Source organism: Legionella sp. D16C41 (assembly GCF_048541585.1).
Lineage (GTDB): Bacteria > Pseudomonadota > Gammaproteobacteria > Legionellales > Legionellaceae > Legionella_C.
In genome coordinates, this window is record NZ_CP183303.1 from 2,192,901 (window position 1) to 2,217,059 (window position 24,159).

Sequence of the window (24,159 nt, forward strand, 5' to 3'; positions counted from 1 at the left end):
TAGCGTGTAAACTGATTCCAAATAATTTTGTTAATTACTTACAGGGGCATCGTTTTGGCTAAGATTATAGTTGTCACCTCAGGTAAAGGCGGGGTAGGGAAAACCACAACATCAGCAGCAATTTCATCAGGCTTAGCTTTGCAAGGCCATAAAACTGTTGTTGTAGACTTTGATATTGGACTTAGAAATTTAGACATTATTATGGGGTGCGAGCGCCGTGTAGTATTTGATTTTATTAATGTTATTAATGGCGAAGCAAGCCTTAATCAAGCTTTGATAAAAGATAAGCGTATTCCTCAACTATGTATTTTACCTGCTTCACAAACACGAGATAAAGATGCTTTAACTTTAGAAGGTGTGGGTAAAATTTTAGAAGATTTAGCAACAGACTTTGAATATATCGTTTGTGACTCACCTGCAGGGATTGAAACTGGCGCGTTAATGGCTATGTATTATGCAGATCATGCTATTGTCGTTACAAATCCAGAAGTATCTTCAGTTCGTGATTCAGATAGAATTCTAGGGATTTTAGCTAGTAAAACTAAGAGAGCCATTGAAAACTCTAGCCCAGTTCAAGAGCATTTACTTTTAACGCGTTATGATCCCTTAAGGGTAGAAAAAGGTGAAATGCTTTCGGTGGAAGACGTCAAAGAGATTCTTGCCATACCTCTTATTGGTGTTATACCAGAATCTAAAGCCGTATTAAAAGCTTCCAATACTGGTACACCTGTTATTTTAGATGAGGTAAGTGATGCAGGCCTTGCCTATCAAGACGCTATTGCTCGCTTTTTAGGTGAAAGCAGGCCTATGCGTTTTATTAGTCCGGAGCGTAAAGGATTACTACGCCGGCTATTTAGTAAGCACAAGGAGGATGTTCCAGCATGAGCATATTTAGTTATTTAAAAAAGCGTACTAGCACCGCATCAGTTGCTAAAGAACGATTACAAATTATTATTTCCCATGAGCGTACTCAACGAAGTACGCCTGATTACTTACCTAAACTTCAAGAAGAAATACTAACTGTTATCGCTAAATATATTCCTATAACTCGTGATAAAGTTAGTGTTAATTTAGAGAGGATGGGAGATAATGCTGTTTTAGAATTAAATGTTACTATGCCAGATGAGGCCCTTGAAGAAGCCTAAGATTCAACCGACCTTATTAAATCTTTTACCTTCCTTTGCATTTAACTGGCATCAACTTAAATAAAATCATAAGCCTGATATTATTATTTAATTGTATTTTTTCTTAATAATTTGTTTTAAATTGCAAATTAAAATAGTTTCTTTTTAGTAACTTATAATTATTTCATTGGCCTAAATTCGAATTTAAAATTATCTCTTTAATTATTGCTTTAGATAAATAGTCAAACAAGTTGATATAATTAATATAATATATTAATTATTTATGGCCATTTATAATGAGCAAAAATCCATTAGTAGTTATTACTGGTGCTAGTGCAGGTATAGGAAAAGCCTTAGCTATTAAATTTGCTAAAGAAAATTATGCTTGTTTACTAATAAGTCGCCGGGGTAAGCCAATTACAGAAATAGCAGAAAATAAAAATATTCATTACGCTCATATTGACGTAACAGATTACCAAGTCTTTGAGCAAGCGGTAAGAGAAGCTGAAAAAATTTATGGTAAAACGGAATGTTTAATTAACAATGCAGGTCACCTTAACGTTGGCGAGTTAGATAAATTACCTATAGAAAATTGTTACTATGAACTTGATGTTTTAGTAAAAGGAGTAATTAATGGCATCAAAATTGTCTTACCGGGCATGTCAGCACGTAAATTTGGTACAATTTTTAATATTAGCTCAGTAGGCGATCGTAAACCCTATCCAACAGCCGTTATTTATCATGCTAGTAAACATGCCGTACGTAGTATTTCTGAAAGCTTACAATTAGCTGAGGCTAAAAATAATGTGCGCATTATGAATATTGCGCCTGGATTAGTTAAAACAAATATTCATAAAAATATGGGCATTAGTTTTGAAGATTATTGTGAGGTCCTTGGTAATCCAACTTTTATTGAATCCAGTGAATTAGCGGAAATTATTTACTTTTGCTTTAAATTACCACAGAAAATTTGCATTCGTGATATAGTAATCATGCCAACTGACTGTAATTTTTAAATTAGATAACGTTCTTGCTAAAGCCAGCTTAATAAACGTAAGCCTAAATTATAGAGGTAAACTTCAAATAAAAGTAAGTATTTACCCTACCAAAAGGCTTATTTGATATTAGGCAGCAAAGGTAAACGCAGCTTCCCGCCTACGCGGGAAAGCTATTATAAAATTGACACTTTAAACGCTAATACAAACTATTACGATACAGCCGCCGCATTACTTGATGTGTCGTGAGAAGTCTTCTTTTTTGATTTTACGATCATTGGATTAAGAGCATTACGACGAAGCTCATCATCACTAAAATCATCTACCGCAATTACTTCTTGACGTGCTAATTCTGCTTCCTGTAATTGCGCTGCTTCGCTAGCATTTAGAATTTCAAGTTGTTTTGCTTCGGTAATTTGTTCAAGTAAGGTTAACGAATGTAGGCGCCCTTCGCGAACTGCACGTGAAATTCGTCTTTCGAGATCTTCAACAGCACATATCTTTTTAAAAGCTGCTTCTAAGCGACCTACGGGACAATTTGGCAATTCTTCAACAAAGACATTATTAACTAGCCTAGAACGTGTTTCACTAGGCTCAATCATTATTTTGCTCAATTGATGGCCCAATTTATCGGTAGATTTTTGCCTTAAATTACCAAATGGTTGCAATATAAGCTTTAGAAATACTCGTGCCCAAGAGCTAGGAAAATTGGTAATGACGCCTCTTAAAGCAACTTCACACTCATACAGTAGTTGTTGGCAACACCATTCTACTAAGGGTAAGTCACTTAAAGGCTCACCTTCATGATGAAAACGTTTTAGAACAGCAGAAGCTAAGTATAAATTACTTAATACATCGCCTAAACGTGCCGAAATTTTTTCTTTTCGTTTCAGTTCTCCACCTAAAATGGCCATACAAAAATCTGCTGTAAAAGCAAGGTTTGCACTATAACGATGAATGAGTTGATAATAACGTTTAGCATGACTTTTTGGAGCGTAAGTTAAATAACCATCAGTAAAAATAAAAACCACCGACTTCACAAAGTTTGCGAAAATAAAACCAACGTGCCCCCAAAATGCTTTATCAAACGCTGCTATATTTTTCTCGCGTATGCTTTCTAATTCGGCATAAACATAGGGATGACAACGAATCGCGCCTTGGCCAAAAATAATTAAACTCCGCGTTAAAATGTTGGCACCTTCTACAGTAATTCCAATTGGAGCATTTTGATAGCCTCGACCAATATAATTGTTAGGCCCAAGGCAAATACCCTTTCCACCATGAATATCCATAGCATCAAGACCAACTTGACGTGCTCTTTCCGTGGTATGGTATTTTAGAATCGCACCAGCTACTGAAGGTTTTTCTCCATGGTCAATAGCTGCTGCTGCAAAAGACAGACCGGCATCGATGAGATAAGTATTGCCAGCTATTCGTGCTAAAGGCTCTTCAATTCCTTCAAAATTACCTATTGCTTGATTAAATTGTTTACGAACTCTCGCATAAGCCCCACTTGCTAATGCCGCCAACTGTGAACCACCTCTAGCACTTGAAGGCAATGAAATAGCACGACCAGCACTTAAACACTCCATTAACATACGCCAACCATGCCCTGCCATAGCAGCGCCACCAATTAAATAATCCATAGGAATAAAAACATCTTTACCTTGTGTAGGACCATTTAAAAAACCCGTATTTAATGGAAAGTGTCGTCTTCCTTTAATGACACCAGGAGTATTGGCTGGAATTAAAGCACAGCTGATACCGACATCATAACCTCTACCTAATAAATTATCAGGATCAAACATTCTAAAAGCAAGCCCAATAACAGTTGCAACAGGACATAAAGTGATATAACGTTTATTCCAAGTTAATCGAAGGCCTAATACTTCTTCTCCCTCTATATTTTGCTTACAGACTATACCTGTATCAGGAATGGAGGCGGCATCAGAACCAGCATTGGGTCCAGTTAAAGCAAAACAAGGGATTTCTAAACCTTTCGCTAAACGAGGTAAATAGTATTGTTTTTGTTCTTCTGTACCATATTTTAATAGCAATTCGCCAGGCCCAAGCGAGTTGGGTACCGAAATAGTTGTGGCAGCACTAATAGAGCGGCCATAAATTTTTGCTAAAATAAACGCCTGTGCAGTAGCTGAAAATTCAAGCCCACCATATTCTTTAGGAATAATCATTCCTAAAAAACCTTCTTGTTTAATAAACTCCCATACCTCTGGTGGTAAATCAGTACGATTATGCGTTATATCCCAGTCATCTAACATGCGACATAACTCATTAAGTGGGCCATCAATAAAAGCTTGCTCTTCTGGCGTCAATCCGACAGTGGGTAAATTCCTTAATTTATCAAAATCAGGCGCACCACTAAAAATATCAGCTTCCCAACTAACAGTACCAGCCTCTAATGCTTCACGCTCAGTGGCAGACATGCTAGGCATGGTTTTACTAATCATTTTAAATAAATAGCGAGAAACTAATTTGGTGCGGAGAAAAGGAATCGAGAAAAATAATAAAATAAAAAAAGGAATCAATAAGCTGATAGTGAGTAGTGTACTTTGAGAACTAAACTTCCAACCTAATAAAGCTATTATCGCATAGCTAATAGTCCAAACCATCATAGAAGCTTGCTTACTTAACAAGAAAAGGATTACGCCAGCAATAGCAATAAACAGTAGACTAGATAACACAATTTCTCTCCTTTTAATAAAATCTAGCAATTATTAGAGCTCTTTTTAAAGTTATTAGCTCAAAAATAAGAACGCTATTACTTTCTACTTATTATGGTAATAGTATATACCGCTTGCTAATAAAAGTATTGGATTTCTCTGCTATTTGCTTCTATTTCTAAGCAATATAGCAACGCCCTAATTTTTACTATTATTTATTTTTCTAAAATCAACTAGCCTATAAAAACCTAGCCTTAAGGCATTTAAAGTTAAATGCATATGGCAAGCACAACTAGTTATAAGGTTTAATTTTGCTGTATTGAGGCTTGTATATTAAGCTCTTTAAGTATAATAAAGATTTGTCTTGCCACCGCGTCTGGATGTTCCATAGGTAGCATATGAGTGCCCTTCATTTTATAACAGTGAATATTATATTTTTTCTGCATATAACGTACATCAAGCCTATCGATTACATTACTCTTATTGCCATAAATTAATGCAGTAGGTACTGTAAGTAAACCTTCGTAGCGAGGTAAATCATGCGGGATTGTTCTAAAAATAAGATATTCAATAAATCGTTTGAAGTACAACCTATAACCTTTTTCAGTCTTTTTGAAACCGAAATCAATATAGTCTTGCAAACAAGCATCACTAAATGTTTTAAATAGCGGCCGGCTTCTTAAATAACTGATTAATTCTTCTTTATTCTGCCAGAAAGATTGTCGTTTTTTTGCACGAAAAGCAGGCGTTATTTTATCTATTAACCCCAGCAATTTAGCAAAACCTATAATTGTTGATTTAAAACGACTTAATAAAGGTGAATCTATCATAATAACTGATTTAAATAAGCTTGGCATTTTAATAGCTGCAAGTAATGTCAATACACCACCTAAGGAATGTCCTACACCAATAACAGGATGTGAGCACTCTTTCTGAATACCAGCAATGAGTTCATCTACTAAATATTCCCAATTATCGGTAACAGGGAATCTAGGATTATGGCCAATTTTATCAATATACTTACAAATATAGCTTTCTTCCAAAGCAAGCAATAACTGCCGGTAACAAGCTGAAGGAAAGCCATTACCGTGTGCAAAAAATATTGTATCTTTCACACATTCACCAGTTTTTTACTATCTTGTTTTAAAGAAAGAACAGCGTAGCTAAAATAAATAGCGATTAAAATCACTAAAAAGAAGCCTAAGCCAACAACCATCTGATTAAATGCAAGCGCAAGCATTAAAATAGTAAGGTGCGGTGTAGCAGCTACCATAAGTAGACGAAATGCTTGTTTATAAGTTATGGTAAATCTAAAAATTGCTAAAGCAATAACTTGTCCTAGTAAAGCGATTATTAGAAAAAAAACTAGATACATAAAGAATAAAGCAAATACTACGCTTGGATAAATAATTAGCTGCGAAATTAATTTAAGTTTTCCTACACCGGAGGTTTTTAACCATTGATTACTATCAAAATATTGGTTCATATTTTTATCAAATACAACTTTACTAGTCTGTAAAGCTAGATTTTTGTTATTGCCTTCAATAGCGGGCTGCAAGTCAGGAAGACGGTAAACTAAACCATCTCGTTGAATTAGAATAAATAAATCAGGATACTTATTATCAATTTGTTTAATAGTTCCTGTAGTATCAACAATAGCTATAACTTTACCTGCCTTATCCTTAATAAAATAAGGCATAGGTTTATTAAGAGAAACTTCACCATTTTGGATATAAATTGGCGGTAAACTTTTTAAAGGTAAAATAAATTTATTTTCAAAGTAATCATTAAAATTTAAAATAATACGTATAGCAAAGGGTAGACCAACAATTAAAAACACTAATAATAAGTAAGTAATTGATAAGCCTCGCCATCGCCTGCCAACATCAGCATATAAACGATTACTAAAAAAAGACAAGTATAAAGCTTGAAGATAATTATAATGCGGCTTATCGATGTCACTTAACGTTGTCGCTTGCGCATCCGCCATGCCACCCTCCTATCCGTAACCCAGTTTGTTGCTGAAATAAATTTGCTTTATGAACGATAGGTTTAATTCTAATGACCTCTTCATTAATCATAGTTTCTGCAGAGGTTTTTATAGTGATATATTGTTTATCAATTATGCTGTGAGCATGAATCAATTTATCAGATCCCATATTGTCAATAAATGCAACTCTTACTTCAATAGTATCATCTTTAGTATCGTCAGAAATATGTAGATGTTCAGGACGAATTCCTATCAGCACTTTTTCCTTATCGGTCGTAATCATATTTTCACTTGGCCAAGGAAAAGTAATACCTAGCTCTGTTTGAATATTTTTCTGTTTAGAATCTAAAGTACCACGTAGAAAATTTACAGGATAGAGACCAACAAACTCAGCAACAAATACTGAAGCCGGCTGTTGATATAATCGTTGCGGCGAATCAAATTGCTCAATTTTTCCATTATTTAAAACTAGGACACGTGCCGCCATTGTCATAGCTTCAATTTGATCATGGGTAACATATAGACAGGTTGTATTTAACTCTTGATGTAATTTCTTAATTTCATGCCGCATCTCAGTACGTAATTTAGTATCAAGGTTTGATAAAGGCTCATCAAACAAAAATACAGCAGGAGAGCGCACTATTGCTCTGCCCATCGCTACTCGTTGACGCTGCCCGCCTGATAGTGCATGGGGTTTACGCTGCAGATAATCTGTTAAGTGAAGCAAGCCTGCAACATCATTGACACGCTTTTGAATGGCGTCTTTCTTCATACCTCTTAATTTTAATCCATATGCCATATTGTCATAAACAGTCATATGAGGATAAAGTGCATAACTTTGAAATACCATGGCCATATCCCGCTTATGTGGCGGTATAGAGTTAACACATTCGTTATTAATTAAAATACTCCCTTCGGTGACTCCATCAAGGCCTGCTACTAAGCGTAATAATGTTGATTTGCCACACCCAGAGGGGCCAATAACTGCTACGAACTCCCCTTTTTCAATAGTAAGATTGATTTTATCAAGAACGGTTTGTTGCCCATACTTTTTGTACACATTTACCAGATCTACTGTGGCCATTAATGTATTAACCCCTTTTCAAACCAACGCTGCATAACTACCATTACAATACATGGTGGTAACATAGCTAATAAAGCAACACACATAATGTAATGCCATTGCGGAATTTGATCAGCAACACCAGCTAAATAGCGAATTCCCATGACTACCGTTGCCATATTAGTCTCTGTTGTCATAACTAAAGGCCATAAATATTGGTTCCAGCCATAAATAAATAAAATAATAAATAATGCGGCAATCTGTGGTTTGGTAATAGGCAATAAGATATCGCGAAAAAATCGCCACGGGCCTGCACCATCTAATTTAGCAGCATCAACTAGTTCTTTAGGAATCGTTTTAAAAAATTGTCGAAAAAGGAATGTTGCTGTTGCTGAAACCATTAAAGGAAATGTTAAACCACTAAAAGTATTTAGCCATTGAAAAGAAGCAACAACTTGAAAAGTTGGCACAATTCGTACCTCAACTGGCAACATCATGGTTGAAAAAATAAGTATAAATAATAATTTCTTACCTGGTATGTTGAAATAGATTAAAGCATAAGCACTACAAAGCGCTAATATAATTTTGCCAATTGCAATAAGCAAAGCCATTATTAGGCTATTTAGCAATAAATACCATACAGGCTGCCCGCCTGTCGAAGTAATGCCTTGGGTAAGGACTATTTTTAAATTTTGCCATAATAATGGGCCTGGCCATACTGGCATAGGGGTCTGCATCATAGCAGCTCCAGGGTGACTTGCAGCTACTATGGCTAAGTAAATAGGCAGAAACATTAATGCGACAAAAGTTAATAATAAAAGATGACTAAAAAATTTATTTATTAATTTCATGCGTAATGTACCCTTTTTTCCAAATAGCGAAATTGGATATAAGTTAAGCTAATTACAATTATCATTAATAAAATAGATTGAGCAGCTGAACTTCCAGGATCCATACCAACAAAACCATCTTGATAAACTTTATAAATTAATGTTCGCGTACTGTTCTCAGGCCCCCCTTTTGTTAATACATCAATAATTCCAAAGGTATCAAAGAAAGCATAAATAAAATCCATAACTAGTAAAAAAAACGTAGTAGGCGAAAGCAGGGGAAAAATAATTTGCCAAAAACGACGCCAACTTGCAGCACCATCAAGGATAGCTGCATCAATAAGCGACGTAGGAATAGCTTGTAAGGCTGCAAAAAAGAATAAAAAATTATAACTAAATTGTTGCCAGCTTGCCGTGATAATAATAACCAATAATGCCTGCTTAGGATAAATTAAGTAGTTAAAATCATAGTTAAAATATTGGAGTAGTGTAGTAATCCAACCTAGCGTCGGTTGGCAAAGAAAACGCCATAAAATAGCAGCAATTGCTGGCGCTACAGCATAAGGCCAGATAAAAAGTGATTTATAAAATGCTTGGCTCTTCTGACGTTTGTGAGCGAGTACTGCTAACCATAAACCGAATAAGATAGTAATTGAGGTAATAAAAAATGCTAAGGTTATAGTCACCGTTATTGCTTTTAAAAAAGCAGGATCTGCAGTTAAGTCAATAAAATTACTTAAACCTGCAAAACGACTATGGATTCCAAACGCATCACTAAACATAAATGCCTGTATCAAGGCATTTAAGGCAGGCCAAATAAAAAATACTAAAGTCAAAATGACTTGTGGAGCAATAAAAAGAATTATTAATCTTTTTGAAGGAATATATTTTGCCATCTGTCATGCTATTGCTAAGACGAATGAAAAGTATATACCGTACGACACAGCTTTTGCGAGATACTTAATAACTGATTTTAAAAAACAATTATTTTTATATAAAATAATAAATCAAAGTGATTTATTTCTATCAAAAATGTAGTTTAAATTATTCAAGGCTTTAAATGTTAAATAATGAAAACCGATTAATGAAAACACCTATTATTACATCACTAGCACTACCCAATCTTATACAAGCTACCGCTAAACTTCCTCTATATGGCCAACTTGCCAAATCTACTAATAATCTTATTTATTTAGATATAAATGATAATTATATTCATCAGTTATATCCTTTATTAAATTTTCCAGGTGTCATACCACCTAACTATTTTAATCAAGACGGCATTGGTGCCCACATTAGCATAATATATCCTGAAGAACATAATTTACTTATGATAAAAGAACTTGGAGCTAGTTATCATTTTACCCTTCAACAGCTAGTAAGTGCTCAATTTGCTTATAAAACTTATTATGTTTTATTAGTAGAATCTGCACCCTTAGTGCAATTAAGGCGTGATTATAATTTGCCCAACTACTTAAATTTTAAAGGTTATAAAATAAATTTTCATATTACTATAGGGAAAAGTCTATAAAAGCAAATTTCAGGCTTTTTCAAGCTTAGCTTGATTTTGCTTTTTTAATGTTCTATCTAAAAGCTGGGTATAAATCGGTGGATTATTTGCTAACTGAACAATAGTCGTTGCTGTAAGGCACGTAACCATTAAGGGTAAAATTAATAAATAATTTTGTGTCATTTCTACGATTAAAACAATTCCTGTGATTGGCGCTCTAACTGCAGCTGAGAAAAGAGCTCCCATTCCTGCTACAACAAACATTCCGGGGTGGATTCCTACTGTCAAAGAAGAGTATTTAGCTAAAAATTGAAAACAAACAAACCCCAATAACGTCCCTAATGCTAATAGAGGAGCAAAAACTCCACCAGGAACACCAGTTCCATAAGAAAACATTGTCCCCATAAAACGCCAAAACACTAGGCCAATTAGCACACTAAGTGGCGGGAAAAGATGCAATGATTTTTCAATAATTTCATAACCGCCACCAACTAAGGGAAGATCATAAACAGCTAAAAAACCAACTAAAGCACCAATAATAGCTACATAGATATATTGCGTAGAAGGTTTAAGTTTATCTGTTAAACTTAAATTAAACATTAAAATTATATTAAATATAAGTCCCACAAAACCAACTACTATTCCTAATATAAAGAAAAGTATTAAAGAAGATAAATGAGGCGTTGGAAAAATACTCATCGGTATTGCTGGTTGTGAGCCTAGAATAAAACGTAAGGTAACCGTTGCCGCTACACAACATATAGCAACCATTTTAAAATTAGTAAAATTAAAATTAAATTGGCTGCGCATTTCTTCAATAACGAATAAAACACCTGCTAACGGTGCATTAAAGGCTGTTGCCAAACCAGCTGCAGCCCCCGCAGCAATTAGAGTGTCACGTCTATCTTGTCTAATATGTAAAAGCTCACCTAACATATCACCTAAATTGCCGCCCATTTGAATTGTGGGCCCCTCACGCCCTACTAGTAACTTAGAGCTAATAGCCATAACACCGCCAAAAAATTTAACGGGCAAAAGACGTCGCCAAAAAATCGGCCTCTCATGCAGTAAAGTTCCTTCGATTTCTTGGATACCACTACCCGATGCTTCTGGGGCAAAACGCTTAACTAGAAATAAGGCTAATAAGATTAACAGCATCGAAATTAATGCTGAAGTAAGTTGCGGTGGAATATGAAATCCGTTAGCAAAATCAAGGATGTAGTTAATAAAATTATTACTATACTCTATAACAATTTGAAATAAAGACCCCATTATACCAACTAAAATCCCTAGCAAAATTGAAATAGCATAAATAGTTAAAATTTTATTATTCATTTTATCATCTTCATCAGATTATTGATTATACGCATCCCAGCTTGTTTACTTAATGACAAAATTGTTTCTGGATGAAATTGTACAGCATAAATAGGCAGTTTTTTATGAGCTATTCCCATAATAATATCATCTTTAGTATGAGCAATAATATTTAGTTCTTCAGGCAAACTCTCTTTACACGCGTAAAGGGAGTGATAACGACCTGCAGTAAACGAAGGACTTAGCCCTGTCAGCAATCCTTTATCGTCAGTAACCATAATTTCTGACGGTTTACCATGCATAGGATAAGGTAAAATAGCAAGTTCGCCACCAAAATACTCTACTATACCTTGTAGACCTAAACAAACACCAAATAAAGGTATCTTATATTCAATAGCAGTTGCAATGGTACTCGCTAAATTAAAATCAGCAGGTCTTCCTGGTCCAGGCGAAAGAACAACTAAATCATATGAATGCTCTTTTAAGTAAGAAACGGCATGCTCACTTCGAATAGTTTGCACCTCAGCGCCGGTTTGTCTTAAATAATTACCTAAAGTATGTACAAAGGAATCTTGATGATCGACAAGTAGTATTTTTTTTCCTAAACCTGGTTTATCACTATCAATCAACGTTTGGTTTTTTTCTAGCTTAGCTAATAAATCTAAAAAGGCAGATGCTTTAAGGCGTGTTTCTTCTTCCTCTGCCTCTGGCACGGAATCATATAAGAGTGTCGCCCCAACGCGAATCTCAGCAATGCCTTCTTCAATACGCAGCGTTCTTAATACAAGCCCTGTATTTAAATTACCATCAAACCCAAACCAGCCTACAGCACCAGCATACCAACGGCGAGGTGATTTTTCATATTTTTCAATAAATCGCATTGCCCATAATTTAGGGGCTCCAGTCACGGTTACTACCCACATATGGGTTAGAAACGCATCAACTGCGTCAAAACCTTCCCGTAAAATTCCTTCTACATGATCTACTGTGTGGATAACACGCGAATACATTTCAATTTGTCGCCGTCCTAACACTTTTACACTACCTGCCTCACAAATCCTGGATTTATCATTTCGATCGACATCTGTGCACATGGTTAACTCAGAACACTCTTTTTCTGAATCTAAAAGTTGCTGGATATTTTTTGCATCTTCAATAGCATCTTCGCCACGTTTTATAGTTCCTGAGATAGGGCAAGTTTCTATACGTCGTCCCTGCACGCGTACATACATCTCTGGCGAGGCACCAACTAAATATTCATCATTTCCTAAATTAATAAAAAAACCATAGGGAGAGGGATTGCTTTTGCGCATACGCCTAAAAATAGCTGAAGGTTGCTCATGACAAGGTGCATAAAAAATTTGCCCGGGAACGACTTCAAATAAGTCACCACGCGCGAAATGCTCCTTTGCTATTTTAACAATATTAGTGTACTCGCCTGGCTGATGATCCCCTGTGATAGTAGGTTTATATTTAGGTTCATATTTTTTGTATTGGCCCTCTCTGGGTAAAGATTGTGTTGTTCGGCCTTGAAATTGAAAATCATAACGTCTTACAAAAGCTTCTTCTTTTCGATGATTAACAACATAAATTTCATCAGGCAAATAAAGAACCATATCTCGTTGTTCAGCAGCTCTTGTTTTTTGTTTTTCTAAAGCTTCAAATTGAAAAATTAAATCGTAACCAAAAGCACCATATAAACCTAGATAAGGCTCATCTGGAAGCTTAAAAAAAGATAATAACTCGCGAATTATAGTAAAAACTGAAGGCTGTAAGCTGCGCTCTTCTTCACTAAAAATTTTAGCCTGCGCTTTAACTTCAAGATAGCAAAATGTCTTTGAATAAGATTGAATTATAATAGTATCAGATTGTTGTAACCTCTCATGAATAATAGCTAATAGCTCTTCACCTCGCTGATTTAAAGCTTGCAAATATATTTGTGCTGTTGTCAAAATAAGGGCTAAGGGCGGATTAATAAAGCCAATATCCCAGCAGGTGTAACGACCTGGATATTCAAAGCTTGAAGCAAATAATGCGCCGCGTTGTGAATCTAATTTTTCTAGTAAAGGCTCTATAGCTTGATCATAGGTTAAATTTTGCTGTTCATACTCAATATGAACACCACCTAGCGTTTTCTTTTGTACTAACACTATAATATACCTCTTAAAAAACTAGTCTTAGACACTAGACCTCTTTCCAAACTAGCATTAATGGCCAATCTCAACCGAAAAAAGTCTTCAAAATGCTCATGTACTTCATGTACACTACGCTTTTTCAGCCTTTTTTCGACTGACCTTATCTCATTACTGCCAGTTTGGAAAGAGGTCTACTTTTTATTAGTAGTCTAAGCACAAACTAGCTTAATTAATAAAAAGCAACCGTTCACTGGTATGCTTGAATCTTGGTGTAAGGTTGGATTTGAGTGCACTTTGGACTAAAATCAGGCAAAAAACGTAGTGTAGCATTCTACAAACGCATTTAATATGCATGATTTTCGTTCCAAGCTCACCAAATGAAACCTTTCGGTGCATAGGGTGTGAACGCTTACAATAAAAAAGCTTGCCTAAATACAGTAACCCGGAGGCCAAATGACTATTGATATAGATGAGTTAAATAATGTCGCTCGCCTAGCCTATCTTGACCCAGAATCTCAAGAAATAGAACAACTTGCTGAAGAAGTTAATTCCATTATCGATTTCGTGCAACAATTACAAGGTATAGATACCGACAACGTCTCACCTCTATTTCATCCTTTAAGTATAAATCAGCGCTTACGTGCAGATGAAATTACTGAACAAAATTATAACAATGAATTAGCCAATATTGCACCTAATTTTGAAAATGAGTTTTATTTTGTTCCTAAAATTATTGATGGGCAATAATTATGTTAGATTCTCTGCACTCAATTATCACCGCTTTAAAAAATAAACAAATCTCAAGCGTGGAATTAACTAATTCATATATTAAACGTATTCATGCTTATAAAGACTTAAATGCATTTATTTCCTTAGATGAGGAATATGCGTTAAATCAAGCTAGAAAAGCAGATGCACTACTTAATACTAATAAAGCAAAGACATTAACTGGGATTCCTCTAGCACATAAAGATATTTTTTGTACTTATCGCTTGCCAACGACCTGTGGCTCTAAAATGCTAGCTAACTTCCAGTCGCCCTATCAAGCAACGATTGTCAATCAGCTCCAGGAAGAAGGCGCTATTATGCTTGGTAAAACTAATATGGATGAATTTGCCATGGGCTCTAGTAACGAAAACAGTTATTTTGGCCCTGTTAAAAACCCATGGAATGTTAATTGCGTTCCTGGTGGCTCATCAGGTGGCTCTGCAGCCGCCGTTGCTGCGGGCTTAATTCCTTTTGCTACAGGTTCAGATACTGGCGGCTCAATTAGACAACCTGCAGCCTTTTGCGGAATTTCTGGTATCAAGCCTACTTATGGTTTAGCCTCAAGGTTTGGCATGGTTGCATTCGCTTCAAGTTTAGATCAAGCAGGCCCTATGGCACGCTCAGCTGAAGATTTAGCTTTAATTTTAGAAATCATGACAGGCTTTGATCATAAAGACTCTACTTCAATTAATAAACCTACAGTTAATTATCGAGCCAGCTTAAATCAATCAATAAAAGGCTTAAAAATTGGCCTACCAAGTAATTTTTTGCAAAAAGACGTTGATGTTGCGATTCAAAGTGCTATTAAGACAGCAGTTAAACAGTTAGAAGAAGCAGGCGCCATTATTATACCCTTAGAATTATCGCTACAGCCCCTTTGGGTTCCTTGTTATTACGTTATTGCCTGTGCTGAAGCTTCTTCTAATTTATCGCGTTATGATGGTATTCGTTTTGGTTACCGCAGTAAGCGAGCTGCAACCTTACAAGAATTAATTACTTATTCCCGTAGCGAAGGTTTTGGCGCTGAAGTTAAGCGGCGAATTCTTACAGGCACGTATGTACTTTCATCAGGTTATTATGATGCTTATTACTTGCAAGCCCTTAAAATTAGACAACTTATTCAGCAGGAACTATTATCTACACTGGCCAAAGTTGACGTTATTTTAGGTCCGACAACACCTACTTGTGCCTTTCCGTTAGGTCATCAGATAACCAATCCTGTACAAACTTATTTAGCTGATGTTTTTACAGTAGCTGCTAACTTAGCAGGCCTCCCAGCCTTATCTATTCCAGCAGGCTTTAACCAAGATAATTTACCTATTGGTATGCAGCTTATTGGTAACCATTTTAGTGAAGCGTTATTACTTAATGTTGCGCATCAATATCAGCAAATCACCAACTGGCATTTAGCTAAATCAACCGGAATATAAAATTATGGCATGGGATACAGTAATTGGCCTTGAGGTCCATGTTCAATTAAAAACGAAGTCTAAATTATTTTCAGGTAGCGCGACGAAATTTGGTGCACCACCCAATTCGCAAACCTCATTAATTGATGCAGGCTTACCTGGCGTGCTCCCAGTGTTAAATAAACAAGCCGTACTTATGGCTATTCAATTTGGGTTAGCGATTAAAGCAACTATTAGTCAACATTCTTATTTTGAGCGCAAAAACTACTTTTATCCTGACTTACCTAAAGGCTATCAAATTAGTCAATTTAAACAACCTATTGTTAGTGACGGTCAATTAACTATAGAGCTTGGTCCAGAGGAATATAAAACGATTACCATTACTAGAGCACACTTAGAAGAAGATGCAGGAAAATTGTTGTACGAGATAGACTCACAACAGACAGCCATTGATTTAAATCGCGCTGGTACGCCATTACTTGAGATAGTAACAGACCCTTGTATTTATTCAGCTAAAGAAGCTATTAATTATTTAAAAACATTACACCAGTTAGTTCGCTTTTTAGATATTTGCGATGGTAACATGCAGGAAGGTTCTTTTCGTTGTGATGTCAATATTTCTTTAAAACCAGCAGGCTCCAATAAATTAGGTACACGAACGGAGTTAAAAAATTTAAATTCTTTTCGTTTTATTGAAAAAGCAATTGCCTTTGAGCAGTTAAGACAACAAGACCTACTTGAAAGAGGCCAACCACTTTATCAAGAAACTCGCTCATTTTGTCCAATAACCGAAACTACTCAACTCTTACGTAGTAAAGAGAATGAGTTAGATTACCGTTATTTTCCTGACCCTGATTTATTACCAATTGAAATTAAAGTTGAAGATATTGAACTTATTAGAAAACAGTTGCCGCCCTTACCACAAGAGATAAAAAGAAACTTAATTAGTGAAGCTATTTTTTCTAGTGAAGATATTCAATTTTTATTATCAAATCCAGCCATTTATCAATTTTTCTTAAAAGTTAGGGAACAAAGTGAGGCTGATGGCAAATTGATCGTTAATTGGTTAAAGACAACTTATACCGCAGCTTTAAATGACACAGCTACAACTTTCGATAACCCGCCAGTATCAGCACAACTTTTAGCCGAATTATTAAATCACCTTAAAAATCAAACTATTTCAAATGCTATTGCTAAACAAATATTTAATAAACTTTTAGCTGGTGAGAAGAATATAGAAAAAATCATTAAAAATGAAGGTTATGGGCAGATGACTAATGCAGATGAACTGCAACAATTAATTCAAGCTCTAATAGCTCAATATCCAGAACAAGCTGAAGAATATCGTAACGGTAAGGAAAAATTATTAGCTTTTTTTGTTGGGCAGGTGATGAAACAAACGAAAGGCAAGGCAAATCCTGAACAAATTAATTTACTTTTAAAACACTATTTACAACAGCCTCTAAATTAATTTTAAAAGCGCGGGGAAAACAATCTAAATCTTTTTTTATTATTTTTATTGGAGTGGTTCTCCCCTAGGTTACGGTTAAGTAATGTTGCAGGCTCAAACTAACCTAGATAAAAATCAGCTATAAGGTGCAACTATAACCGTTGTACCAATATCAACAAAGTCTTCGTTTAACCATTGAGCAGCACTAGGCAATACTCGAATACAACCGTGGCTTGCGTTATAATTAGGCACTTCATACGCACCATGAATCGAATAACTGCCTGAGAAATGCATACAGTAAGGCATTCTAGCACCACCATGAGTTTCTATAGGATATAAGCTCGAAGTACAATCAGCTCCTTTTTTAGAGTAAACATGGAAAGTACCGGTAATAGTACGACAACCCTTGCCAGTATCTTCACAAAAATCTTTACCGCCAGAAGCGCTACCTGTTTTAACCCGAACCCCATTCGCATCGTAAGCTGCCCAAGCAGTCGCTTTCGGGTCAAAAATAAATACTTTTCGCCCTGTTGCAGGTCTTTTTTCAGGAAAATAGTTACTGCCTTTGTTATCGAAACTATAATGCATGGTGTAATGTGTAAAACCACCATCATCAACAATAGGCACTGATCTATCCATTGAACAAGCGGCTGTTAATACGCATAACGGCCCCAAAATGAAATGTTTTTTCATTGGTATATCCTCCCTTTTTTCTCTGTTATCGGGAGAATTTGTAATAGGTTTAGCTTTTTAAATAAAAAATTCAACTTATTGAGTTATTTCTTCTCTTTTAGCTCCTTATTAAACTTTTCTTGTAAAGAAACAGGCAACATTGCCAAAATAGCTAATTGTAATTGTTCATCACTACATTCAAAACAGCCACCACGAGCTGGCATAGCACCATAGCCCTCAGCAGTATGTGTAAAAAGCTTAGTAAAGTCTTGTTTTAATCGCCCCTCCCAATCCGCTGATACATTAATTTTAGGCGCGCCTAATTCAATTAAAGGTTTAGCAGCATGACAATTTGCGCAAAAATGCTGAACAATTTGTTGGCCTTCATCTTTTTGGCCACGAATTTTAGCAAGGAATTCTTCTGGCTGATGTGTAGCTGCTAAGGCCAACTTAAAAAGAAAAAAATTCAGTAAAATTATTTTTAGCCAACACCGCATAAAGACTCCTCAAAGTAAGTAAAAATACCTCAGCAAACTTGTAAAACTCACAAAAAATTTTATTCTCCTTGGCCCATGATCCAACTAAGGAAATAACTAACTGGATCCCGCGAATAAATCGCGGGACGTTGGGATAAGTGATTAAATTTTTACCTATAATGCTTACCTGTATAAATTAACACACCTTAGAAATTGTAAAACATTAAATAAACTCTTTTTTAATCAACCTCTCATAATTTGTTCAAAGCGCTAATTAACTTACTAGCGTTCACGATAAATCGCGAGACGTTGGAATAAGTGATTAAATTTTTACTTTTAATGCTTGCTTATATAACTTAAAAAACCTTGTTACAAAACCATTAAATAAATTTTTTTTCGTTAACGTCCGGTGGCTTGTCCACGGGATCCAGCTAAGTATTAGCGCAGCGACTGATGAAAATTAATTACATAATATCGTTATAAATTAAAAAACTATTTTTTAAATTTCCTTTGTACAAATTAAAGCGCTTAAGTTCAAAATCCAATAATAATTAAGCAATATTTTTCTGCAAATAAAAATTTTTTTATTATTGTAACTTTAACCAGTGACATCATTAAAAAGTTATGTTATAGATATTCTAAGAATTGAAATTTCTAAAGATTTTATCATAAGGAGCCGATGATAATGATGAATGAGATCGAGGACATAGTTATGGTAAAATCTGTTAATAACAGAACAAGCACTAAGTTATCGAAAAATCAATTCTTGTCTTACAGTAACCATGATTGGAATCTTTTTTTAAGTCATTTTTCCGCTTTAAAAGAGATACTAAATCAAGCCATTTCTATTAATCAAAATCGCATTACGCACCTTAAAAAAGAAATTGCGTCTGGACGTTATCAGATTAATAGCGAGCAAATAGCTCTAAGGCTAATTGCTGATTTACAAGGTGCTTAAGTAGCGCTGTCTTTTCTCATTCGTTATCAAATTAAAAATAGTCTTTTGCACTATTTTTAATTTGAGCGCACCCACTAGACCTATTCAACTAAATAAAATACCAAATTTCCACCATGCTTTTTTGCTACTTAAGGTAAAAACCTTGTAATAACTATATATCGTTATCCATGTGTTTTAGACAAATTAAAAGCGCATAAATCAATATGTAGACAAAAATATATAACTTAAACCTTGCAGGCTGGCTTTACTGTATGAAACTTAGTAGATGACGCTATACTATTAATTAATCTGATTTTCAGGGTAAATTAATGGATAAACACCCTCATAAACAAAGTTGCCATCATACTTCAACAGTAAAAAATCAGCTCCAATTAAACAATAATAAAAATACTATTTATATCTGCCCTATGCATTTAACTATTCGGCAAAATGAACCTGGTAATTGTCCAATTTGTGGTATGGCCTTAGAACCCGAAATTATATCTGCTGCAGAGGCTACAGAAAATCCAGAATATCTTGATATGCGAAGACGATTTTTTATTGCCCTAATACTAAGTATTCCTGTTTTTCTGCTTGCAATGGGTGAACATTTTTTTATTGAGTATATACCAAATTATTTATCTTTCTGGCTACAAGCCTTATTAGCTACCCCCGTTGTACTATGGGCTGGCTGGCCATTTTTAAGTAGGGGTTGGCAATCGCTAAAATCAAGACAATTGAATATGTTTACCTTAATTTCTATCGGTATTCTAATTGCCTGGGGCTATAGTATTATTGCCTTATTAGCCCCAGGATTATTTCCACCTGCCTTTCATTTAAATCATGGTTTAGTCGGCGTATATTTTGAAGCAGCAGCGGTTATCACAACCTTAGTTTTATTAGGTCAATTGTTAGAACTTAAAGCTCGCGCAAAAACCAGTAGTGCTATTGAAGCCTTATTAAAATTACAACCTAGTTCTGCCCACCGTATAAACTCTCTTCAAATAGAAGAAGAGATATCGTTAGATGAGATTCGTGCAGAAGACTTATTACGAGTTAAGCCAGGTGAGAAAATTCCAGTAGATGGTGAGCTTATCGAAGGCCAGAGTTATGTTGACGAATCAATGATAACAGGCGAACCAATACCAGCCAGCAAACTGCCAGGTGATAAGGTGTTTAGCGGCACGATTAATCAATCGGGTAGTTTTATTATGCGCGCGCTACATATCGGTGCTGGCACTCTATTAGCGCGTATTATACAGTCAGTAAGTCAAGCCCAACGAAGCCGTGCGCCCATACAACGTTTAGCAGATATTGTCGCCAGCTGGTTTGTACCAGCAGTTCTATTAGCAGCTGTTATTACATTCATAGTTTGGTTACTATTTGGCCCACCGCCTGCTCTTAACTATGGCTTAGTTACCGCTGTAACTGTATTAATCATTGCTTGCCCTTGTGCTTTAGGCTTGGCAACGCCAATGTCAATCATGGTAGGTATAGGTCAAGGCGCACAACTTGGTATTTTAATTAAAAATGCCGCAGCGCTTGAGCTAATGGCAAAAACTAAAACCTTAGTTTTAGATAAAACCGGCACCTTAACAGAAGGTAAACCTAAACTAACAGAGATTATTCCGCTTGCCGATTTAACATCTGGCGAATTATTAACACTTGCAGCTAGCCTTGAACAAAGTAGTGAACATCCTTTAGCTAAAGCTATTATCCAAGCGGCCCAAGCTAAAAAAATTAAATTAAAAAATAGCGATACCTTTACTAGTATTACTGGTAAAGGCATTTCTGCCTCTATTGATAACCAATTTATGTTAATGGGTAATTCACGTTTAATGGAAGAATTTAACATTGATTGCGCAAAGGCAAACAGTCTAGAGCAAATAGCTAAGCATCATGCTACTAAAATTTATCTTGCTGTAGATAAAAAACTAGTTGGCATTTTGCTTATTGAAGATCCAATCAAAGCTTCAAGTTTTACGGCAATTAAGAACTTACAACAGCGTGGACTGCAAATAATAATGCTTACTGGTGACAATAAACAAACAGCTAATTATATTGCTGAACAATTAATGATTGAAAAAGTTTTTGCCGAAGTACTGCCTGAAGAAAAAAGCAACGTTGTTAAACAACTACAAGCACAGGGTTTAAAAGTAGCTATGGCAGGTGATGGTATTAATGATGCAATTGCACTTGCTCAAGCAGATATTGGTATTGCAATGGGGACTGGTAGTGAGGTTGCTATAGAAAGTGCTGATATTACCCTTCTTCATGGCGATTTAATGGCTATTTTAAAGGCTTATGATCTATCAAAAGCAACCATTTACAATATTCACCAAAATTTATTTTTTGCCTTTATTTATAATATCCTTGGTGTACCAATTGCAGCGGGAATTCTTTATCCCTTTACCGGTTTATTATTAAGCCCTATGCTTGCTGCCGCTGCTATGTCACTAAGCTCCGTTTCTGTTATTGTAAATGCCTTGAGATTGCGCTTAATAACTAAGAGCCTAGCTTCTAAGCCTTTAAAGGACAAATAAAGCTTACTATTTTCGTTTATTTATATCCCCAAAAGACACAATTTGATTACGGCCATTGTTTTTAGCAAAATATAACGCTTTATCAGCCGCATCAATTAATTCTGTAGGCGCTCGGCCATCACTAGGATACATAGCTAGCCCAATTGAAACAGTAATGGGTCCTACTTGCTGGGCGCCATAACGAATTTGTACTTTAGCTACCGCTTGTCTAATATTCTCAGCGCGATTTAAAGTCGCTTTATGATCAATATGATAAAAGGCTACGACAAACTCTTCACCACCGTAACGAGCTGCGATATCACCAACTCGAATAATATCTTGCAATATGTGGCCTAATTCTTTTAATACTGCATCGCCTGCATCATGTCCATAGGTATCATTAATCTTTTTAAAGTGATCTAAATCAAGCATTAATACAGAGAAACTGCCTTTGGTTCGCTCTGCTTGATGTGTTTGTTTGAAAAGAAAGTCTTCTAAATAACGACGATTATAAAGCCCGGTTAATGGATCACGAATAGATTGATAACGTAAGTTCTCTCGTAAACGTACATTGGCTAAAGCAAGGGCTGCTAATTCTGCAAAAGCATTTATCAAAAGCTTTTGATTTTCATCTAAAATGTTCATGCTGCCTTGCACTAATTCTAAATACAATAGGCCATAGATGTCATTTTGTGCCATTAATGGTATACACAAAAAGGCATATTTATCAGGCTCACTTATATGGATATGGTGACAAACTAATTCACTACGATCACCACTACTTACATGATGTTTTCTGCCTAAGCGAATTGCCCAACATTGATCAGGAACAAAGGTGACTTCTTGAGTAGTAGGCTCGCCCCAGCGAGAAATAATTTCCAGATAATTTTTAGAGGGATGCATGACATATAAATAGCCGCTCGAAAAGTTTAAAAGCCTTGCTGAGTATTTCGACATGATATCACTTAACTCATCTTGTGAGTTAGAAGCAAGCATAATATCACTCATTTCAACTAATAATGTGATTTGTTTATTTCTCTCTTCTAAAGCTTGATTGCCTTTTTGAAGTTGTTTATATGATTCCTGTAATTCAGTATGCTCCTGAATACGCTTAGTAATATTGCGGATACTTTGCACGGCACCATTAAATTCATTTTTTTCATTGTAAATGAGATTTGTTGAAATTTCATAAAATTGCTTTTCATTATTAACATCAACTTCAACCTGTTTTATTGTATTATCCTCACGAAGCGACTCTTTCCAAAGGTTCACTAAATCACTTCTATCTTCTCTAGTATTAGAAAAAGCTTCTTTCAAAGGCATACCAACACAGATGGATTTATCAAAAAGAAGTTTAAATTCACGTTGATAATCTTCATTAAAGATTAAAAAGCGACAATCCTTATCAAGAGCGGCAATCATATCACTAGCACTTTCAAGAATTTTTCTTAAGCGAGCTTGTGTAGTTATATTTTGATATTCCGTACTTCTTCGAATAGTTAACTCTCGGTTAGTTAGGAGTAGGGCAATAATTATAGATAATATACTGATTAAATTACCAATCATTAAAATTTTATTCATTGCATCAATATGACTAATAGCAGCTAAATGCCGTTCGTTTAATAGCACTAGCTCAATTGCTTTAATTTCTTGGCCTAAGCTTCTTAAACGTAACGAGGTATCCTGCCCTTCTCCAAATAATGTCATCCCCTCAGGTGTATTAAATTTATTTAATGCTTTTAATTGAATAATCTTCTGAATTATGGTCATCCGTCGGCTAATTAGGGCTGTAAATCGAGTGACTCGTTGATTTTGCGCTGAATTATCTTTGGTTAACTGTTTTACATTCTGCAAATCACTAGTTAAATCAGTTTTAATATTATCCATGTCCGCTAGAAATCGCTCATTACCTGTTAAGAGATACGCACGCTGATCAGATTCGAGGTTAATTATTCTATACAGTGCTGAGTCAATTTTTTGCATGACTTGATAGGTATGAGAAACCCATCGATCAGCTTCAAGTAAAGCCTTAACTTGTGAATAAGAAAAGTAACTAAGGCTAACTAATATTAAAAGCGCAATGCCAAAAATACTATTTAGCGCTGGTTTACTTAAATGTATATTACTTAGCTTTTTTTCCAATTCTTCCCTACTCATAGCTTTCCCTGTATTAAAACCCCTATATTGAAAATAAGTTGATAATGAATAACAGCAATTTAGGTAAAGGACTTTTTATTTAAGAGATATTAAATATATATAGTTTATCTATAAGTATAGGAAAAA

General features: G+C 35.3%; 20 protein-coding genes. 9 read left to right on the forward strand and 11 right to left on the reverse strand.

From position 1 onward, the window contains the following. Window positions 1-54: 54 nt before the first annotated feature. The 3 genes from minD to ACNVED_RS09560 all read left to right on the forward strand — a co-directional run bounded on the left by minD (window position 55) and on the right by ACNVED_RS09560 (window position 2,140). Window positions 55-885: a septum site-determining protein MinD gene (minD, locus tag ACNVED_RS09550; protein ID WP_419418795.1), complete on the forward strand. Its 831-nt coding sequence runs from the start codon at window positions 55-57 to the stop codon at window positions 883-885. Further along, the gene (gene minE / locus ACNVED_RS09555) at window positions 882-1,145 is read left to right on the forward strand and encodes a cell division topological specificity factor MinE (RefSeq protein WP_115331433.1); all 264 of its coding nucleotides are present in this window, start codon (window positions 882-884) and stop codon (window positions 1,143-1,145) included. The genes minD and minE overlap by 4 nt, the downstream gene beginning before the upstream one ends. A gap of 275 nt (window positions 1,146-1,420) precedes the next feature. Next, window positions 1,421-2,140, forward strand: a complete 720-nt coding sequence (locus ACNVED_RS09560; RefSeq protein WP_419418796.1) for an SDR family oxidoreductase — start codon at window positions 1,421-1,423, stop codon at window positions 2,138-2,140. A 191-nt stretch (window positions 2,141-2,331) separates the two neighbouring features. On the opposite strand, the gene ACNVED_RS09565 is transcribed toward ACNVED_RS09560, so the two are convergent. The 6 genes from ACNVED_RS09565 to ACNVED_RS09590 form a co-directional block, all read right to left on the reverse strand. Next, window positions 2,332-4,821: an acyl-CoA dehydrogenase gene (locus tag ACNVED_RS09565; protein ID WP_419418797.1), complete on the reverse strand. Its 2,490-nt coding sequence runs from the start codon at window positions 4,819-4,821 to the stop codon at window positions 2,332-2,334. A gap of 284 nt (window positions 4,822-5,105) precedes the next feature. Beyond that, window positions 5,106-5,915, reverse strand: coding sequence for an alpha/beta fold hydrolase (locus ACNVED_RS09570; protein WP_419418798.1), 810 nt, complete (start codon window positions 5,913-5,915; stop codon window positions 5,106-5,108). Beyond that, window positions 5,912-6,790 (reverse strand): DUF1189 family protein, encoded by an 879-nt coding sequence (locus ACNVED_RS09575; RefSeq protein ID WP_419418799.1) that lies wholly within the window; start codon window positions 6,788-6,790, stop codon window positions 5,912-5,914. Before ACNVED_RS09575 ends, ACNVED_RS09570 begins: the two co-directional genes overlap by 4 nt. After that, window positions 6,759-7,874 carry an ABC transporter ATP-binding protein gene (locus ACNVED_RS09580; RefSeq protein WP_419418800.1) on the reverse strand — a complete coding sequence of 372 codons (1,116 nt, stop codon included), beginning with the start codon at window positions 7,872-7,874 and terminating at the stop codon, window positions 6,759-6,761. Before ACNVED_RS09580 ends, ACNVED_RS09575 begins: the two co-directional genes overlap by 32 nt. Further along, window positions 7,874-8,704: a sn-glycerol-3-phosphate ABC transporter permease UgpE gene (gene ugpE / locus ACNVED_RS09585; protein WP_419418801.1), complete on the reverse strand. Its 831-nt coding sequence runs from the start codon at window positions 8,702-8,704 to the stop codon at window positions 7,874-7,876. Before ugpE ends, ACNVED_RS09580 begins: the two co-directional genes overlap by 1 nt. Further along, the gene (locus ACNVED_RS09590; protein WP_419418802.1) at window positions 8,701-9,579 is read right to left on the reverse strand and encodes an ABC transporter permease subunit; all 879 of its coding nucleotides are present in this window, start codon (window positions 9,577-9,579) and stop codon (window positions 8,701-8,703) included. Before ACNVED_RS09590 ends, ugpE begins: the two co-directional genes overlap by 4 nt. 164 nt (window positions 9,580-9,743) lie before the next feature. Between ACNVED_RS09590 and ACNVED_RS09595 the strand changes: the two genes are divergently transcribed. After that, a complete protein-coding gene (locus ACNVED_RS09595) occupies window positions 9,744-10,214 on the forward strand; it encodes a hypothetical protein (protein WP_419418803.1) in 471 nt (156 codons plus the stop codon). A 9-nt stretch (window positions 10,215-10,223) separates the two neighbouring features. On the opposite strand, the gene clcA is transcribed toward ACNVED_RS09595, so the two are convergent. Beyond that, window positions 10,224-11,528 (reverse strand): H(+)/Cl(-) exchange transporter ClcA, encoded by a 1,305-nt coding sequence (gene clcA, locus ACNVED_RS09600; protein WP_419418804.1) that lies wholly within the window; start codon window positions 11,526-11,528, stop codon window positions 10,224-10,226. Continuing rightward, window positions 11,525-13,657 (reverse strand): anthranilate synthase component I, encoded by a 2,133-nt coding sequence (locus ACNVED_RS09605; protein WP_419418805.1) that lies wholly within the window; start codon window positions 13,655-13,657, stop codon window positions 11,525-11,527. Before ACNVED_RS09605 ends, clcA begins: the two co-directional genes overlap by 4 nt. Before the next feature lie 438 nt (window positions 13,658-14,095). On the opposite strand from ACNVED_RS09605, the gene gatC reads away from it, so the two are divergent. The 3 genes from gatC to gatB are packed head-to-tail and all read left to right on the forward strand — an operon-like array spanning window position 14,096 to window position 17,290. Continuing rightward, window positions 14,096-14,389 (forward strand): Asp-tRNA(Asn)/Glu-tRNA(Gln) amidotransferase subunit GatC, encoded by a 294-nt coding sequence (gene gatC, locus ACNVED_RS09610; RefSeq protein WP_419418806.1) that lies wholly within the window; start codon window positions 14,096-14,098, stop codon window positions 14,387-14,389. 2 nt (window positions 14,390-14,391) lie between these two features. Next, window positions 14,392-15,840: an Asp-tRNA(Asn)/Glu-tRNA(Gln) amidotransferase subunit GatA gene (gene gatA / locus ACNVED_RS09615; RefSeq protein WP_419418807.1), complete on the forward strand. Its 1,449-nt coding sequence runs from the start codon at window positions 14,392-14,394 to the stop codon at window positions 15,838-15,840. Window positions 15,841-15,844: 4 nt separating this feature from the next. Beyond that, window positions 15,845-17,290 (forward strand): Asp-tRNA(Asn)/Glu-tRNA(Gln) amidotransferase subunit GatB, encoded by a 1,446-nt coding sequence (gene gatB, locus ACNVED_RS09620; RefSeq protein ID WP_419418808.1) that lies wholly within the window; start codon window positions 15,845-15,847, stop codon window positions 17,288-17,290. A gap of 114 nt (window positions 17,291-17,404) precedes the next feature. Here the strand turns inward: gatB and ACNVED_RS09625 are convergent, their stop codons facing one another. Both ACNVED_RS09625 and ACNVED_RS09630 read right to left on the reverse strand, forming a co-directional pair. Further along, complete coding sequence (locus tag ACNVED_RS09625) at window positions 17,405-17,962, reverse strand: L,D-transpeptidase (protein ID WP_419418809.1); 558 nt, start codon at window positions 17,960-17,962, stop codon at window positions 17,405-17,407. Window positions 17,963-18,045: 83 nt separating this feature from the next. Further along, entirely contained in the window at window positions 18,046-18,438 is a 393-nt protein-coding gene (locus tag ACNVED_RS09630; RefSeq protein ID WP_419418810.1) for a c-type cytochrome, read from the reverse strand. 664 nt (window positions 18,439-19,102) lie between these two features. Between ACNVED_RS09630 and ACNVED_RS09635 the strand changes: the two genes are divergently transcribed. Together ACNVED_RS09635 and ACNVED_RS09640 are read left to right on the forward strand one after the other, a co-directional pair. Beyond that, window positions 19,103-19,375 (forward strand): flagellar biosynthesis anti-sigma factor FlgM, encoded by a 273-nt coding sequence (locus tag ACNVED_RS09635; protein WP_419418811.1) that lies wholly within the window; start codon window positions 19,103-19,105, stop codon window positions 19,373-19,375. 308 nt (window positions 19,376-19,683) lie between these two features. Further along, on the forward strand, window positions 19,684-21,897 hold the full coding sequence (locus tag ACNVED_RS09640; protein ID WP_419418812.1) for a copper-transporting P-type ATPase: 2,214 nt from the start codon (window positions 19,684-19,686) through the stop codon (window positions 21,895-21,897). Window positions 21,898-21,903: 6 nt separating this feature from the next. On the opposite strand, the gene ACNVED_RS09645 is transcribed toward ACNVED_RS09640, so the two are convergent. Continuing rightward, window positions 21,904-24,033, reverse strand: a complete 2,130-nt coding sequence (locus ACNVED_RS09645) for a diguanylate cyclase (RefSeq protein WP_419418813.1) — start codon at window positions 24,031-24,033, stop codon at window positions 21,904-21,906. Window positions 24,034-24,159: the final 126 nt, after the last annotated feature.